The sequence below is a fragment of the Microcoleus sp. T2B6 genome (assembly GCF_036700475.1).
In the GTDB taxonomy this organism is placed as follows: Bacteria; Cyanobacteriota; Cyanobacteriia; order Cyanobacteriales; family Microcoleaceae; genus Microcoleus.
In genome coordinates this window covers 74,242-91,419 of record NZ_JAUBOZ010000011.1, presented here as the reverse complement: position 1 = coordinate 91,419, position 17,178 = coordinate 74,242, and the positions used below count along the sequence as shown (strand labels likewise).

Here is a 17,178-nt window from a genome sequence, read left to right as displayed (position 1 = left end):
GGCGATTTCCCCTCACTGGGAACTATAGCAATCCTCAATCATTTGCATAATTATTGTAGGGGCAATCCCCCCGTGGTTGCCCGATAGATAGGGGGTAGGCACGGGGAGTAGGGGTAGCACTACCCCTACAAATGTATCTGAATCATTTAGGATTGCTATATCAATTAGTTAAGTTTATTTCAGCCTGCATACTTATTATTTTAGCCGATCGCATTAAAGCATACCCAAAAAAATACATACTCTGTTATTCGCATATTCCCAGCAAAATCAACCGGATTTTACTTAAATCTTGATAATTGCTCAAATTCTACCCAGCCAAAGAGTCTTTGTTTGGGGGGATCCCAGCCATCGCCCAAATCGCGCAAATCCGATTCAGTTATTCGCATATCGCTGAAATCCGGCATTCCTTGCTTGACTGGCCCCTGGCGGCACTGAGATAAACTACCGGGGGCGGCTCATCAATTACAGGTTGAAGATTTTTTGTCATAAATTTACTAATCTCCATATCTAAAGTAGCTGTAAAATCAGGTTCATCCCAATCCTCGCTTTCTTCAATGCTGATTGTTGTTGGTGGCCCAATATCAAAATCTAGCTCATCGCCAAAATCCGAAACTTTCTTAATTGGCTCTATTTTCTGACTGGTATCAGTGGCCAAAGCTTGAGTTGTATTGGCTATTAGTACGATCGGCAGTGCTACTATAGCACTTAGTGTTTGTCGCGCCGTGATTTTCCTCATGGTATCCTCCTGGTATAAACTAAACTTTGGTGCTGCTATACATTCAACATCTGCGGCTACTTTAGAGCGCTGTGAGTCGATTTTAGATTTTAGATTTTAGATTTCTCCACAGATGAATCTGAGAGCTTGAACTAGGGTGTAAACTTTTAGCATGGGGGCCCAGAAACCGGGTTTTTTTACGAAATACTTTGTTACACACCGTAAATTCGGTAAAAAACCCGGTTTCTTTGTCGGAGTGCATCCAGAACTGTAATTAATAGTGGCTTGCTTTTCCATAGGATATAACCTGATCTGTGACTTTTCGTGGCAAGTTTGCTTAACGGAGCATATCCGGTCAAGTGTTTGCCTTTGTATTTACTACGTGAAAACTCTTAAACAGTCAGGTTTTCCCGTTAAGTAATTCCCCAGCCTTTGCGAGTGTTCATCTCAGACTCAAAGCAAAGTGGGTGAAAAGTTCGATCGCACACCAGTTTTCGCACACCAGTTTTCGCACACCAGTTTTCGCACCCCCGCGCTGCCACCAGCAAGCTGATGTGACATACCACAGCCACCGGATACCTGTCAATACTTATATCTTAACATTTCTAAGTTTTTTCATAATTATCGTTACCAGGAAGAACCTGGTAACGCCGATGGCCGAGGGAGAGCCTCCAGCCAAGTCGAGAGGGCCCCTATTTCGTCAAGCCGTGTTCGAGAGCGAAGCGAACCAACTCAGTACGGCTGTTAGTACCCGTCTTGCTAAACAAACGGCTGACGTACTTTTCCACATTACGCACGCTAGTTTCCAAGCGGCGGGCAATTTCCTTATTCATCAAACCTTGAGCAACCAAATCCAAAACACTTTGTTCTCGCGGAGTCAAATCAATTTTAATCGGCGAAGGACTTTGGGCGATCGAACTCCGCCCACTCAGCAAAGACTCAATTCTCGCCATTTGGCTTGTCAAAGCAGCAATATCTGGACTTTCAGGATTTTCGCTTGTCTCCTTAGCAGCCGCGCGACGGGCGAGCAAATTCGTTACTATTGCTACTAATTCGTCGGGATCGAAGGGCTTAGAAAGATAAGCATCGCAGCCTGCTTGATAGCCTTGAATACGATCGCTCGTCATCCCCTTAGCCGTCAAAAACACCACCGGCAAAGCCTTATAGCGAGGATCTTCCCGCACTTGCTTGAGAAATTGATAACCGTCCACCTGGGGCATCATAATGTCTGAAATCACCAAATCTGGATTAGTCTGCTGCAAGAGTTCCCACCCATCCCGAGCATTACTGGCAACCTCAACCGCAAAATCGCTATCTTCCAAATAAGCTTGTACTGCTTCCCGCAAGCCCGGTTCATCGTCTACCAATAATAATCGTGCTGACATAGTTGTTACCCTTACGCTTTACCACTATTTTTTAATTTAGCCGAATTTAACTCTTCTTGTCACTCTATCCCTCGAAAGAAGTTAAAAACTTGTTGTTTAACTCAAGAGTTTTGAGTTAGGTTTTGAGCTAACGATAAAAAACTGATTAAATCTTTAATTCAAAACTCAAAACTCAAAACTCAAAATTATTATTGAACCCTTCCACTTAAACTTTTGAACGATCGGTCAAAATTTCATAGCCAGTTTCTGTCACCAACACAGTATGCTCAAACTGAGCCGACATAGCATTGTCAACGGTTACAGCAGTCCACTTGTCAGAAAGCGTCCGAGTGTACTTAGAACCCGCATTCAGAATCGGTTCGATCGCCAATGTCATGCCCGCTCGCAATTTCACGTTCGGCATTTCCCGCGTGCGGAAATTGAAAACCGACGGTTCCTCGTGCAAATTTCGCCCGACACCGTGGCCGGTAAACTCCTCAACGATGTTAAAACCGTTGCTTTTGACATGATCTTCGATCGCGCCAGCCAGATCGAGCAAATAGGCTCCAGCCTTCACTTGTTCGATGCCTTTGTAGAGAGCTTCTTCTGCGACTCGGATTAATTTTGCCGATTCGGGAGTCACTTCCACAACTGCGATCGTGATGCAAGAATCGCCGTGAAAACCTTGATAATATGCCCCAGTATCTACCTTGAGAACATCTCCTGCCCGAATTACTTTTTTGGGACTGGGGATGCCGTGAACAACTTCGTTATTAATGCTAGAGCAAATCGATCCAGGGAAACCGTGATAGCCTTTAAAACTCGGAGTTGCCCCCATAGCACGGATACGTTTTTCGGCATAAGCATCCAAATCAGCAGTAGTCATTCCCGGTTTCACCATTTGGGAAATTTCTTTGAGTACCGTTGCAACGATTTTTGCTGCTTGCCGCATAATTTCGATTTCGCGTTCCGACTTAATTTCAATGCCTCGACGCTGTTTTTTGACTTGGGGTGCTTGAGTTGGGCTAGAAAGCAGACTGCTAAAAATATTCATGAATTGATTGGCGGGTAATTTTGTACTTTGACGGCAGGTTGAAGCAAAAAAACGGCAAATATCCAGTTTTTTGTGAAAAAACGGGTGTCTTGTTCCGAACTGTCGATCGCGTTTCCTTTTAGCTAGCTTAATATTTTTCTCAGTAATCAGCACGGGATTGGGGGTCAACAAAGCGGTTTTAACCGCCGATTCCCTTGGAAATCACCGAATAGCACTATTGTCAATCAGCCTTCACGGACGGGCTCTCCTGCCCAACCCCTACTCCCCACAATAAAATCTAATCTTTGTGGAACAGGCATCTTGCCTGTTCTTGAGCATCGTGCAAGATGTGAGTTGGATCGGGATTTCCGAGGATTCCTGTGAGGTTAGCAATTGCGGCAATTAATTTATTTATGTCAACTGGTTTAGATAAGTGCATCTGGAAACCAGCTTCCAGCGCTTGCTTGCGCTCTTCCTCTCTGGCGTAGGCCGTCAGAGCGATCGCAGGCATCTTTCCACCCCTGAGCACTTCCATTTCTCTCACCCGCGCCATCAACTCATAGCCGTCTGCTTCCGGCATTCCAATGTCGCTCAGCAGCACATCCGGCCAATAACTCTCCAGTGCAGCTAGAGCCCCGGCCACCGATGATGCCGATCGCACAATAGCTCCCTGATCCTCGAGTAAAGCAATCAAAAACTCCCGCGTGTCATCGTCATCATCCACCACCAGCAATTGCAAATTAGCCAGAGTGGGGAGAACCTCTGTCGCGTCATTGAGGGGCGACCAAGCATCCCCTGCACCTTGGGTCTTCCTCTGTGCAACAGGTAAAGCCACCGTAAATTTCGCACCCTCGCCCGGATTATTCTCTGCATACACCTTACCGCCGTGCTGTTCCACCAAGTGACGGACGATCGCCAATCCCAGTCCCAAACCCCCGTAAGACCTAGTTGTGCTGCTATCAGCTTGGCGGAAGCGATCGAAAACATAAGGCAAAAAATCAGGAGCGATACCAATGCCGCTATCAATTATCTGAATGTGAGCCTCATCTCCAACTGACTCTAACCGCACCTCTACTTTACCCTCTTGCGGACTAAACTTAATGGCATTTGACAGCAAATTCCACACAATTTGCTGCAAGCGATCGGGATCGCCGATAACTTCACCTACATTGGGAGTGCACGTTAATTCTATGACTATTGATTTTTCCTCAGTCAGCGGCTGCAAAGAATCTATTGCTAGCTTAATCGCAGATTCCAACCGAATCGGATGCTTATTTAAATTTAGTTTGCCCCGCAGAATCCGCGAAACATCTAAAATATCTTCAATGAGTTGCGCTTGAGATTTAGCATTGCGCTCAATTGTTTCTAGGGCTTTCTCAATAGTGTCTTGGTCAAATTTTTTGGAACGAAGCAGCCTAGACCAGCCGAGAATGGCATTTAAAGGAGTGCGGAGTTCGTGAGAGAGAATAGCTAGAAATTCATCCTTCATCTGGTTAGCTCTCTCCGCTTCTTGCCGCGCCACTTGTTCGCGGATTAGTCTCCCGCGTTCTTCCTCTGCTTGCTTGCGGTCTGTGACATCTCTAACCGTGCCCACGTGACCGATCAGTTTCCCAAAATCCGAAAACATTGGCGACGACTGCACGTGAACCCAACGCACACTTTCGCTACCAGCTAATCGAAACTCGTTAGAATATTCCTGGCTTTCTTTAATCCAAGCTAACCAATCTGCTACTACGCGATCGCGATCTTCTGGATGAACTTCCCGCTGCCAAACCTCTACCAAGCTTTCGTCCAAAGCTAACCCGCAAATCGCTTGACAACGCGGGTTGATGTAAGTACAGCGGCCTTCAACGTCAGCTAAGTAAATTCCCAGCGGCGAACAAGCACACAAAGTGCGAAACCGCTCTTCACTTTTACTTAGTTCACTATTAACAGCAGCTAACTGTGTTGCTTGCTGTTTCACCTCGACTGTTTTTTGGAACAATTCCACAAATACCTGCACCTTCGAGGTCAATATTTCCGGTTCCAAGGGTTTGAACAGGTAATCCACCGCACCCAGAGAATAACCTTTAAACACGTGAGTGTCATTACTGCTGAATGCTGTGATAAAAATAATCGGAGTCGAGCGCGATCGATCTCTAGAGCGAATCAATGTTGCTGTCTCAAATCCATCCATTCCCGGCATCTGCACATCAAGCAAAATTACCGCAAAATCTTCATTAAGCAGACATCTCAGAGCCTCCGCGCCCGAATTAGCTTGTACTAGATGATAAGAGGGGCTGTTGAGGATAGCTTCTAAAGCTACCAAATTTTCTGGGCGATCGTCAACTAAAAGGACATTTACTCGATGGGGGGACTGCAGATTCATAAATTTTTTAATCTTTAATTCTTAGCAAGTTGACTAAACAGGGAGCGATTTTAGAGAGGGGTAAAATCCAGTCTACTTCAACATTTGCGATCGCCGACGCTGGCATGGTCGCGCATAGGGCCGAAGCCGGTTCCTCCACAAATGTCAATCCTCCCTCAGCTTTAATTTTTGCCAGCCCTTTACTGCCATCCGAATTAGCTCCCGTTAAAATTATGCCGATCGCTTTCTCCCCAAAGGCATCCGCAGCAGACTCAAACAGCACATCGATTGAGGGCCGCGCGTAGGAGACAGGGCCCTCAGTTGATAGTGCAAATGTAGGAGCTCCGCCATTGGGGATTGGGGATTTTGAATTATGGGTTGACTCCACTGCCACGCCCCCCCATTCTGTAAAGTCGTTTTCATGCAGGCTAAACTCCTCCTCAGAGGGCGATTCTATTAGCAAGTGATAGTCAGCAGGAGCCAAGTAAACCCGTCCCGGTGCGATCGGCTCTTTGTCTTGGGCCTCTGTGATTTGGAGAGAGCTTTGCTTTTGTAAAAAATAAGTAAGCCTATTCTGAGAACTCTTATGGCGGTGTTGGACAATAACTACAGGCAAAGGAAAGGTTGGTGGCAGATTTGCCAGCAGCACAGTCAGAGCCTCTAGCCCTCCCAAAGACGTGCCAACAACCACTATTTCAAAATTTTTTTTATTTAACTCTTCGGTAGATTTTATCACTACTTTCAATTGGTTCATAGTATTTTTCATAAGGTGTAAAAGTCAGAGACTCCTGATGTCCTAGTCCTAAAACCCCAAACATTCCCAGGCTCTCATAAAAAAGCTTGTGTACCCGCTCTTGGAGGTGTGAATTGAAATAAATCATCACATTACGGCATAAAATAACATTGAATTCATTAAAAGAATTATCCGTTGCTAGGTTGTGGTGAGCAAAGACAATATTATCTTTAAGTGAAGACCGAAAAATCGCATTTTCATAGGCAGCAGTGTAATACTCAGAAAACGCTTTCGTGCCCCCCGCTTGGTGGTAGAGTTGCGTATATTCTTGCATTTGTTTCAGCCGGAATATCCCTGTTTTTGCGGTTTTCAAAACTAATTCATTCATGTCCGTAGCGTAAATCCGACAACGGTCATACAGTCCTTCTTCTTGCAGCAAGATTGCCATAGAATAGACTTCTTCTCCCGTTGAACATCCAGCGTGCCAAATCCGAATAAAAGGATAAGTACGCAGCAGCGGCACCACTTTATTTCTGAAACTAATGTAAAAGCTGGGATCGCGAAACATCGCCGTTACATTGACAGAAATGTCCAGCAGTAAACGGTCTAGGTAAGCAGGATTGTGAAGTACCTTTTCCTGAAGTGCAGACACAGTGGTGAGCCGTTCCGAGCGAATAGTGTTCCAAATACGGCGCTTGAGAGAGGCAAGAGCATAATTGCGAAAATCAAATCCGTAATAGCGAAACATTCCCTCTAGTAAGAGTTGAATTTCGATTGTTTCAAGTTCATGGCTTTCGGACATTTGTAATTGGTAATTGGTTATTGGGCATTGTTGACTGTTCACTGTTGACTGTTCACTGTTGACTGTTGACTGTTAACTGTTGACTGTTAACTGTTGACTGTTCACTGTTGACTGTTCACTGTTGACGGTTGACTGTTGACTGTTCACTGTTCACTGTTCACTGTTGACTGTTGACTGTTCACTGTTAACTGCTGACTGCTGACTAATGACTGTTGACTAATGACTGTTGACTGTTGACTAATGACTAATGACAACTGCCAACTGACAACTGCCAACTGCCAACTGCCAACTGCCAACTGCCAACTGACAACTGCCAACTGACAACTGCCAACTGACAACTGCCAACAGTCAACTGCCAACTGACAACTGACTTCATTATCGATAAAGCCAGACACGCAGCAGCGAGAGCAACTGTTCCGTATCAACAGGTTTGGTAATATAGTCAGACGCACCAGCTTCGATACATTTTTCCCGATCGCCCTTCATAGCTTTCGCAGTAAGAGCAATCATTGGCAAGGAAGCAAATTGAGGCATTTTACGAATGGCTTGCATTGTTTCGTAACCGTCCATCTCTGGCATCATCACGTCCATCAACACAATATTTATGTCAGGCGTATTTTGCAATTTAGCAATGCCCTCTCTGCCATTCTCAGCATACTCAATTTTCATTTTATGGCGCTCCAGCATACTCGTGAGGGCAAAAATATTCCGCATATCGTCGTCAACAATCAAGACTGTTTTGCCCGCGAGCGTCGAATCGGTTTGATACAATTGCTCTAGCATTTGGCGCTTCGGTTCCGGCAAATTTGCTTGGACTCGGTGCAAAAACAAAGCTGTTTCATCTAACAAACGTTCCGGCGATCGCACATCTTTAACAATGATTGTTTCCGCCATGCGCTTGAGTTGAGTTTCTTCGGCTTTCGTCAAGTCTTTGCCCGTATAAATAATAATCGGCAGACTTTTTAAAATTGCATCTTGCTTGATTTGCTCGATCAGTTCAAAACCAGTCATATCTGGCAGTCCCAAATCGAGTACAACGCAGTCAAAATGCCCCGATCTTAAAGTTACTAGCGCCTCTGCACCACTCCCCACAGCCGTTGTACAAACATCGTGATTGCCGATTAAATCCACAATGCTCAGACGCTGCGTTTCGTCGTCTTCCACGACTAGCAGATTCTTGACTCGCCGATCGACAAAACCCTTAATATCAGCCAAAGCTTTGCTCAAAGCTTCGCTGCTAACAGGTTTTTGCAAATAGGCGATCGCCCCTAACTGCAAACTGCGCTGCCGCCCTTCTTCAACTGATACAATGTGAACCGGAATGTGGCGCGTACTTGGGTCGTGCTTCAAGCGATCGAGGACTGTCCAGCCATCCATCACAGGCAAATTTAGATCCAGCATAATCGCAGTTGGCTTGAACTCTCGCGCCATCGCCAAACCGATATCGCTCCGCAAAGCCACCAAACCTTTAAAACCCTGTTCCTGCGCCATATCCAACAGAATCCGAGCGAAGTTTACATCATCCTCGACAATCAACAGCACGCGATCGTCACTCTCAATATTTTCTCGGTCATCAGCGATAATCGGTGATGGATAAGGGGCGATCGGCAAGTGGAAATTCGGCGCAGGAACTGCGGAAGAAATAGCAGCCGGCAATTGAGCCGTTTGCTTGCCCCTTCCCGATCCCGTATCCTTCATTATTCGCGATTCTTGGTAAGTTTGCGGCAGATAAAGCGTGAACTTACTACCCTCACCAGGGCGACTTGTCAATTTAATTTCTCCGCCTAACAGATTAGCGATTTCTCTACTAATTGACAAACCCAAACCCGTGCCCCCGTATTTGCGGCTAGTGCTACCATCCGCTTGTTGGAAAGCCTCAAAAATAACCCTGTGTTTTTCAGCAGAAATCCCAATCCCCGTATCGCTAACTGAGAAAGCCAAAACAGTAGGGGAACTCGTTAAACTTTCTATTTCTAAATTCCACCCTGCCCGCGCTACTTCGACACGCAATTTCACCTCGCCCCGTTCTGTAAACTTAAACGCATTAGAGAGAAGATTCTTCAAAACTTGTTGCAGCCGTTTAGCATCAGTATAGAGACCTTTTGGCAACCCAGCCTCAAGCTCTAATTGAAAACTCAACTTCTTATCCTGGGCGATTTGGCGGAAAGTTCGATCCAAATGATCTCGCAAGTCCGTAAACAACACTTGCTCAATTTCCACTGACATCGTGCCTGATTCAATCTTAGCGAGATCCAAGATGTCATTAATCAGCCCCAGCAAATCATTTCCCGCCGAGTAAATTGTGCGCGTGTATTCAACTTGCTTCAGAGTCAAATTGCCTTCAGTATTGTCAGAAAGCAATCGAGCGAGAATCAACAGCGAATTCAGTGGAGTTCGCAACTCGTGAGACATATTTGCCAGAAACTCCGACTTATACTTAGAAGTTAGAGCCAACTGTTCCGCTCTTTCTTCCAACAACCCCCTCGCCTGTTCGATATCTCGGTTTTTCCGCTCAACTTCCTTATTTTGCAGCGCTAGCAATTCAGCTTGTTCTTCTAATTCTTCATTCGTTTGTTGCAACTCTTCCTGCTGACTCTTCAACAGTTCCTCAGATGCGCGGAGCGACTGCGCTTGTTGTTCGAGACGCTTGTTAGTTTCCGTTAGTTCCTTTTGCTGAGTTTGCAACTCTTCTGCCAAAGACTGCGACTGTTTCAGCAACTCTTCCGTCCGCATACTCGCCGCAATTGTATTTAAGACAATGGCAATACTTTCTGTAAGTTGGTCGAGAAATGTCAAGTGTATTTCGCTGAATCGGCGGAACGAAGCTAACTCGATTACTGCCGTCACTTGTCCCTCAAAGAGTACGGGTAAAACCACGACATTCAACGGCGTAGATTCTCCCAGTCCCGATCCAATTTTAACGTAGTTTTCCGGCACCTCAGTCAACAGGATTCGTTCCTTTTCCAGGGCGCACTGTCCTACCAAACCTTCGCCTAAATGGAATCGGTTTCCTAACTGTTTGCGTTCGCGGTATGCGTAGGTACTTAACAGTTTGAGAAACGGATCGTGTTCCACAGCTTCCATCATAAAGAATACGCCATGCTGAGCAGATACCAGCGGCGTCAATTCTGAGAGAATTAGTTTAGAAACAGTTTCTAAATCCCGCTGACCTTGTAGCATTCGAGTGAACTTAGCGAGGTTTGTTTTCAGCCAATCTTGCTCAGTATTCTTCTGCGTCGTCTCCCGGAGATTGGCAATCATCTGGTTAATGTTGTCCTTAACAATGGCAACTTCTCCTTCAGTGGCGACGGAAATTGACCTCGTTAAATCGCCTCTGGTAACAGCAATTGCCACTTCGGCGATCGCCCGCAGTTGAGTAGTCAAATTCGCCGCCAATTCATTCACATTATCCGTCAAATCTCGCCACGTCCCCGCCGCACCCGGAACCTTCGCCTGACCGCCCAATTTCCCTTCAATTCCCACTTCCCGCGCCACTGTAGTAACTTGATCGGCAAACGTCGCCAGCGTATCAATCATCTCGTTAATCGTATCTGCCAGAGTCGCAATTTCTCCCTTAGCTTCCAGCATTAATTTTCGCTTCAAATCACCATTCGCCACCGCCGTCACAACTTTAGCAATACCCCGCACTTGCGCGGTCAAATTGCCCGCCATCGAGTTTACATTGTCAGTTAAATCCTTCCACGTTCCCGCAACTCCTTTCACCTCAGCTTGACCGCCCAATTTACCCTCAGTTCCCACCTCCCGCGCCACCCGCGTTACCTCAGAAGCGAAGGAATTAAGCTGATCCACCATCACGTTAATAGTGTCTTTCAGTTCAAGAATTTCGCCTTTGACATCAACGGTAATTTTCTTAGACAAATCGCCATTTGCCACCGCTTTCGTCACTTCCGCAATATTCCGCACCTGTGCCGTCAAATTCCCCGCCATCAAGTTAACATTATCAGTTAAATCTTTCCAAGTTCCCCCTACACCCCGCACATAAGCTTGCACACCTAATTTACCTTCCGTTCCCACTTCCCTAGCAACTCTGGTTACTTCAGATGCGAAGGAACTCAACTGATCCACCATGATGTTAATCGTGTTTTTCAGTTCGAGAATTTCCCCTTTAACATCTACTGTAATTTTCTTAGACAAGTCGCCATTTGCCACAGCCGTTGTCACTTCCGCAATGTTACGGACTTGGGCGGTAAGATTACCCGCCATCGAGTTAACTGAATCCGTTAAATCTTTCCAGGTTCCGGCAACTCCTTTAACTTCAGCTTGCACGCCTAATTTCCCTTCGGTTCCCACTTCCCTAGCAACCCTGGTTACTTCCGAAGCGAAGGAATTTAATTGATCCACCATCGTGTTGACGGTGTTTTTTAACTCCAGAATTTCACCTTTAACATCTACAGTAATTTTCTTCGACAAGTCGCCATTAGCCACAGCCGTCGTAACAGCAGCAATATTCCGTACTTGCTCTGTCAAACTACCCGCCATAAAATTAACTGAATCCGTTAAATCCTTCCAAGTTCCTGCTACGCCTCGGACATCGGCTTGACCGCCGAGTTTACCTTCCGAACCCACTTCCCTAGCAACCCTGGTTACTTCAGATGCGAAGGAATTAAGCTGATCCACCATCACGTTAATGGTGTTTTTCAGTTCTAAAATTTCGCCTTTAACCTGTACCGTAATTTTTTTAGATAAGTCACCGTTAGCCACAGCCGTCGTCACCTCAGCAATGTTGCGGACTTGTGCTGTTAAATTGCCGGCCATTGAGTTAACTGAATCCGTTAAATCTTTCCAAGTTCCTGCAACTTCCTGCACTTCTGCTTGTACGCCTAATTTCCCTTCCGTTCCCACTTCCCTAGCCACCCTGGTTACTTCAGATGCGAAGGAATTTAACTGGTCAACCATCGTGTTGACGGTGTTTTTGAGTTCGAGAATTTCCCCTTTAACATCTACTGTAATTTTCTTAGATAAATCGCCCTTTGCCACAGCGGTTGTCACTTCAGCGATGTTCCGCACTTGTGCTGTCAAACTGCCTGCCATGAAGTTAACGCTATCCGTTAAATCCTTCCAAGTTCCGGCAACTCCTTTAACTTCTGCTTGACCGCCAAGTTTGCCTTCGGAACCTACTTCTCTCGCCACCCGCGTTACTTCAGATGCGAAGGAATTTAACTGATCCACCATGATGTTAATAGTGTTTTTTAACTCCAGAATTTCACCTTTAACATCTACTGTAATTTTTTTAGATAAGTCACCATTTGCCACAGCCGTCGTCACTTCCGCAATGTTCCGTACTTGTGCGGTAAGATTGCCGGCCATTGAGTTAACTGAATCCGTTAAATCTTTCCAGGTTCCGGCAACTCCCCGCACTTCAGCTTGCACCCCTAATTTCCCTTCCGTTCCTACTTCCCTAGCAACTCTGGTTACTTCCGATGCGAAGGAACTCAACTGATCCACCATGATGTTAATCGTGTTTTTCAGTTCGAGAATTTCCCCTTTAACATCTACTGTAATTTTTTTGGATAAATCGCCATTTGCCACAGCGGTTGTCACGTCAGCAATGTTACGGACTTGGGCTGTTAAATTCCCCGCCATCGAGTTAACTGAATCCGTTAAATCTTTCCAAGTTCCGGCAACTCCTTTAACTTCAGCTTGCACGCCTAATTTCCCTTCGGTTCCCACTTCCCTAGCTACCCGCGTTACTTCCGACGCAAAGGAGCTCAACTGGTCTACCATTGTGTTAACAATTTGCGCTGTTTGGAGGAATTCTCCTTTGAGGGGTCTGTCTTCTATTTCTAGGGCGATGGTTTGCGATAAATCTCCTTTTGCTACGGCGCGAATTACTCTGGCGGTTTCAGAGGTTGGTTGCACTAAATCTGTAATTAGGGTATTGACAGAGTTGACGCTAGCTGCCCATGACCCCTCGGCGCTGCCGATCGTCGCCCGCTGGGCGATTTTGCCTTCTTTACCGACAACTGTGCCGATGCGATCGAGTTCGGCCGCCATTCTCTCATTGAGTTCGATAATTTCGTTAAGTTCGTCAGCAATTTTCCCCGCTAGACCGGTCTGGTCTATGGGCATCCGAACTGAAAAGTCCCCTTTTTTGACGGCCACTAAGGTTCTGAGTAACTGTTTGGCATAACCATTATTGGAAGTGGGGCTTGTTATCTGTGCAGTTGACATGACCGTTACCTTTGACGAGTTTGAAGGGGAAGGGGGGAAAATTTTTGAGATTATTGATATTATCCAACTAAAGCAGTGTCTGATTGCTTCTATTGAAAGATAGATGACAAATTGCTGTTTATCAGCTATTTTGTGACTGGTTATTTTCTACTGGTTAGCAGGCTCTTCTTGGTAACGAGTTAATTGTGGGGTGTCAGGAACAGGCCCGAAAGCCTGTTCCACCCTGTTCCACAAAGAGTGAATTTTATTGTAGGGGGGGCAGGATGTCCGCCCTACAGATTACCAACTGCGATTATTTCCAATTTTGCCACGAACTATTGAAAATAGAAGTACCCGGAAAGGCGATCGGATTAGCATTTTGTTGCAACCGCAACTGCAACACTTCCAAGTTTGGCTCGCGGGACGGCAATTCGTCCACTAATTCATAAGGGAGAATCCCCTTTTCTAGGGAAAAAGCAGCCGTAACTCCCGCCGCCACACCTGCAGACCATTCAAAAGAATGCACTCGATAAGCAGCGGCTGCTGTGTGACTAACAGCAATACTTTTACCCGCCACTAACATATTGTCAATTTTCTGAGGAATCATTGCCCGCAGCGGAATTTGGAAGGGATAAGCTTGCCCTTGACCTTTGCGAGTGCCTTCCCGTTCGGTATTTCCCGGTGCTTCCGGCGGACTGTTAGTCATGCAGGGGTGAAAGTCGATCGCATAATGACCGATACCCACAGAATCAGGATAAATCGTAGCGCGCGATCGCGATTTTGTATCCTCAACAGATTGACTTCCCACAGCCAAAGCCGGCGCATTCAAACCACCCACAGCCAACCACAACTTCCGATACTCTTCCTCCGACAAATTCTCGCGATAAAAATCAGCCGTAAAGTCAGTGCGAGACATATCAATTTCCCACACCGTAAAACCTTGAGGCTGATTGAAACTCGGCCGCCCAATAATACGCCTGCCCTCCCGCATATAAGGATATTTAGAAAGTCCGTGCACCGTCCCCATCGGCGAATTCAAACCGCTCAAAAAACGATTGTTTGGATTAGGCTTTTTCACTCCATCTCCTAGCTGCGAGTCAGTAGTTCCTGTTACCAGCCAGTAGAAAAATCCTTTGGCATTTTCCTCTCCTCTTCGCAAAGTTTCCGTTCGCAAACCGCCCATCCATCCCCCCGGTTGCAGTTGACCGGACTCTTGCAACTGCTCGCGAGTGTAAATTAAATTATCTTGAGAATTGCCGGGACGATAGTCATTGCCCCAAGTCCAGTTTTGCATCGAAATATCCCCCGGATAAATCGGGTATTGCTTCGGGTCGGAAGGTCGCTTTTGATCGGGTCTCATGCTCCTGATTTGGCGGTAGCTGAAAACTAAGGGAAAGCTCGCCAATCTCTGCAATTCGTAACTGTAGTAAGGAGCGTATTGTTGATAAAAAGACGGCACTTGATGCTGCTGCGGTTCCTTCGTTGCCTCCATCGCAAAGGTGTAGGTAAAACCTTGAGTGCAGTAAGCGTCGCCGGTGGGGCTGGCGGAGGAAGGTTCGAGAGGGGAACGCGGGTCAATTCCGAGGCGGTAGGGAACATCGGCAAGTCCGATCAATTCACCTGTTTCGGTGGCATCTACAACGTACCAATCAGCACCCCCCCTACTGCCAGAAGGGGGGGAACTTGTGGAATTCCCTCCGCTTCTGGGGTTAGAGGGGGTTCCAGATGCTTTAGGAATAAACTGAATAATAGTTTTGTTAAATCGCGGAGAATTTTCGTAGCGATAGGCATCTTCGATAGTCTGAGAAAGAGTTTCGGTGTTGATTGGCGGGGTGTTGGCGGCGGGTTTGTGTTGAATGGCGATCGCACTTTTAATTTGTTGACCACCAACCGCATTCCCCGCCACAGCAGGAGTAATTGCTAGTTCTTTAATAACTGTATTGGGAAACCATTTCAGCGTGCCTTTGCCTTTTCTAGCGGCATCCTGCAAGATGTTAAATAGAATTTTGTGACCGTCGTAGGGCATGAAACACGAATAGCTAACCCAACAGCCTCCGGGATTTAGCCGGCCGTAATGTTCCTTAATCCGCCGCCGCAATTCTAGGTAGCCACGGGGGTAAAATAAGAGCGATCGCTGAGTCTCTCTTTCATCGAGTGCGGAAGTTCCCTGGGAAGAAATTTGACCGCCTACCCAGTCAGTAATTTCAGTGAGGCAAACTGTGCGCCCCGCCAGCAAACCTTCGTAAGCGGTAGCAGCGCCTGCAAGCCCGCCGCCTGCTACTAGAATGTCGCAAGTTTCTGCATTGTCTGGATTGCGACCCGGTGCGGCAAATACTGGCGAAATGTTCCCAATCGCGGACATTATGCCGAGGGTGAGGCTAAGGATCGATCGACCTTTGAGCCAAAATAGATCCTGTCGAAGTTTCATCGGAGATTGTGGAATTAATTTTGACATAGCGCGAAAAACACTCATCCCATCTAAATGTTTATTTTGCAGTATACTGGTATTTCGCGGTGTTGTCAGGGAAAACTTTTTTAGAGAAGAGGCATTAATACCAGCAACAACTATTGAACAGCCGGATGAACATTATGCTCAAAATAGTCAAATTTTTTAGGTTATTTATTCCTTTTGAGAGTTTAACAATTACCACCAGTTTGACTTATTCGGAAGTTTTACGCAGATTGGACGAAGTTGTTACTCCTCCAAAAGTTTTTAGAATAATTATACCCTTTGGCCCGCCACCTGCGAAACCCTATGAAGGAACGATTTCTGGCAAAACCTTCAAAATCAATCGCATCATCATCGGGAGACATTTATTGTTCCCAATTATACAAGGAGATATACATACTCAACAATTCGGTTGTTCCATCAAAATTAGGATGAGTTTACATAAAACAGTTATAGGACTTCTGATTCTTTGGCTGTGGACAACTGGCAGTATTGGAATGTTTGCTTTATTTGCTTGGTTAGTAGAACCATCCGTGGGAGCCATATTTTTACCAATCTTAGGAATGTTTATTGTTGGCTGGCTTTTGTGCTTGATTCCCTTTAAGAGAGAAGCAAAAGCAGCTACAAAATTTTTGTCTATTCTGTTAACCTAAAGTAATTCATTACGACAATATTTTAGCTGTATTATTAAAAGCAATCTGGCTTCATCTGCGCTAAAAAAAACTCAATTTTCCGGGATTACCCATGCGTCAAAACCAACTGAAACAAAAAATTAAACAAGGCGAAACAGTCCTCGGTTTATTTATGAACTGCGCTTATCCCGCATTCATAGAAATATGCGGTCACGCTGGATTCGACTTTGCGGTTATCGATATGGAACACGGGCCCCTGAACCCGCTTGCTGCTGAAGATTTGTGTCGCGCCGCCGACTGCACTGGAATTGCACCGATTATTCGCGTCCGCAAAAACGACGGGCCGCAAATTCAACGAGCTCTCGACATCGGCAGTGCAGGCGTTCAAGTACCTCAAATTGAAAGCAAAATCGATGCCGAAACCGCTGTCAAAAGCGCTAAATACAGTCCTCTGGGCACGCGAGGCCTTTCCTTCGCTACGCGGGCGGGACTTTACACCGCCGCAGGTACAAATATCACCGACAAACTCAACGAAGAATCCTTAGTTGTGATTCATGTCGAAGGCAAAGCTGGCATCGACAACCTGGCGGAAATTGTTACTGTGCCAGAGGTTGACGTGATTTTTCTGGGGCCTTACGATCTGTCGCAGTCGATCGGCATTCCCGGCCAAGTCCGCGATCCCCGCGTCATCGACATGATGCAGGAGGCAGTGCAAACCATCCGCAAAGCAGGCAAAGCCGCAGGTACTTTTGCCGAAAACCCCGAAATCGCCCAGCAGTGGATTGATGCTGGCGTTCAGTACGTCGCACTTGGGGTCGATGTTGCCGTTTTCCTGCGGGCCTGTCAGTCGCTGGTGAAAGGAGTCAATCGATTTTAGATTTTAGATTTTAGATTTTAGATTTGGGATTTTGGATTAAAAGAAGAACCAGCCC

Annotated in this window: 12 protein-coding genes; 2 read left to right on the top strand and 10 right to left on the bottom strand. The window is 46.2% G+C overall.

Annotated features, from left to right (window positions below; translation table 11 throughout):
• Positions 1-376: 376 nt before the first annotated feature.
• From QUA00_RS07605 to QUA00_RS07560, 10 genes are all read right to left on the bottom strand, one after another.
• Complete coding sequence (locus QUA00_RS07605) at positions 377-736, bottom strand: hypothetical protein (RefSeq protein WP_333409235.1); 360 nt, start codon at positions 734-736, stop codon at positions 377-379.
• A 392-nt stretch (positions 737-1,128) separates the two neighbouring features.
• Complete coding sequence (locus tag QUA00_RS07600) at positions 1,129-1,287, bottom strand: hypothetical protein (RefSeq protein ID WP_333409234.1); 159 nt, start codon at positions 1,285-1,287, stop codon at positions 1,129-1,131.
• 120 nt (positions 1,288-1,407) lie between these two features.
• Complete coding sequence (locus QUA00_RS07595) at positions 1,408-2,100, bottom strand: response regulator transcription factor (protein ID WP_333052586.1); 693 nt, start codon at positions 2,098-2,100, stop codon at positions 1,408-1,410.
• A 205-nt stretch (positions 2,101-2,305) separates the two neighbouring features.
• A complete protein-coding gene (map, locus tag QUA00_RS07590) occupies positions 2,306-3,133 on the bottom strand; it encodes a type I methionyl aminopeptidase (RefSeq protein ID WP_333052584.1) in 828 nt (275 codons plus the stop codon).
• Between the two features lie 277 nt (positions 3,134-3,410).
• The gene (locus tag QUA00_RS07585) at positions 3,411-5,480 is read right to left on the bottom strand and encodes a response regulator (RefSeq protein ID WP_333409233.1); all 2,070 of its coding nucleotides are present in this window, start codon (positions 5,478-5,480) and stop codon (positions 3,411-3,413) included.
• A 7-nt stretch (positions 5,481-5,487) separates the two neighbouring features.
• Complete coding sequence (locus QUA00_RS07580) at positions 5,488-6,213, bottom strand: chemotaxis protein CheB (protein ID WP_333308048.1); 726 nt, start codon at positions 6,211-6,213, stop codon at positions 5,488-5,490.
• Positions 6,167-6,994: a protein-glutamate O-methyltransferase CheR gene (locus tag QUA00_RS07575; RefSeq protein ID WP_333140179.1), complete on the bottom strand. Its 828-nt coding sequence runs from the start codon at positions 6,992-6,994 to the stop codon at positions 6,167-6,169. The genes QUA00_RS07580 and QUA00_RS07575 overlap by 47 nt, the downstream gene beginning before the upstream one ends.
• Before the next feature lie 143 nt (positions 6,995-7,137).
• Complete coding sequence (locus QUA00_RS07570; protein WP_333308046.1) at positions 7,138-7,389, bottom strand: hypothetical protein; 252 nt, start codon at positions 7,387-7,389, stop codon at positions 7,138-7,140.
• The gene (locus QUA00_RS07565; RefSeq protein WP_333409232.1) at positions 7,370-13,186 is read right to left on the bottom strand and encodes a HAMP domain-containing protein; all 5,817 of its coding nucleotides are present in this window, start codon (positions 13,184-13,186) and stop codon (positions 7,370-7,372) included. Before QUA00_RS07565 ends, QUA00_RS07570 begins: the two co-directional genes overlap by 20 nt.
• A gap of 292 nt (positions 13,187-13,478) precedes the next feature.
• Entirely contained in the window at positions 13,479-15,593 is a 2,115-nt protein-coding gene (locus QUA00_RS07560; RefSeq protein ID WP_333409231.1) for an FAD-dependent oxidoreductase, read from the bottom strand.
• Between the two features lie 161 nt (positions 15,594-15,754).
• On the opposite strand from QUA00_RS07560, the gene QUA00_RS07555 reads away from it, so the two are divergent.
• Positions 15,755-16,267 (top strand): hypothetical protein, encoded by a 513-nt coding sequence (locus tag QUA00_RS07555; protein WP_333140187.1) that lies wholly within the window; start codon positions 15,755-15,757, stop codon positions 16,265-16,267.
• Between the two features lie 91 nt (positions 16,268-16,358).
• Positions 16,359-17,123 (top strand): aldolase/citrate lyase family protein, encoded by a 765-nt coding sequence (locus QUA00_RS07550; RefSeq protein WP_333409230.1) that lies wholly within the window; start codon positions 16,359-16,361, stop codon positions 17,121-17,123.
• The last annotated feature ends 55 nt before the right edge of the window (positions 17,124-17,178 follow it).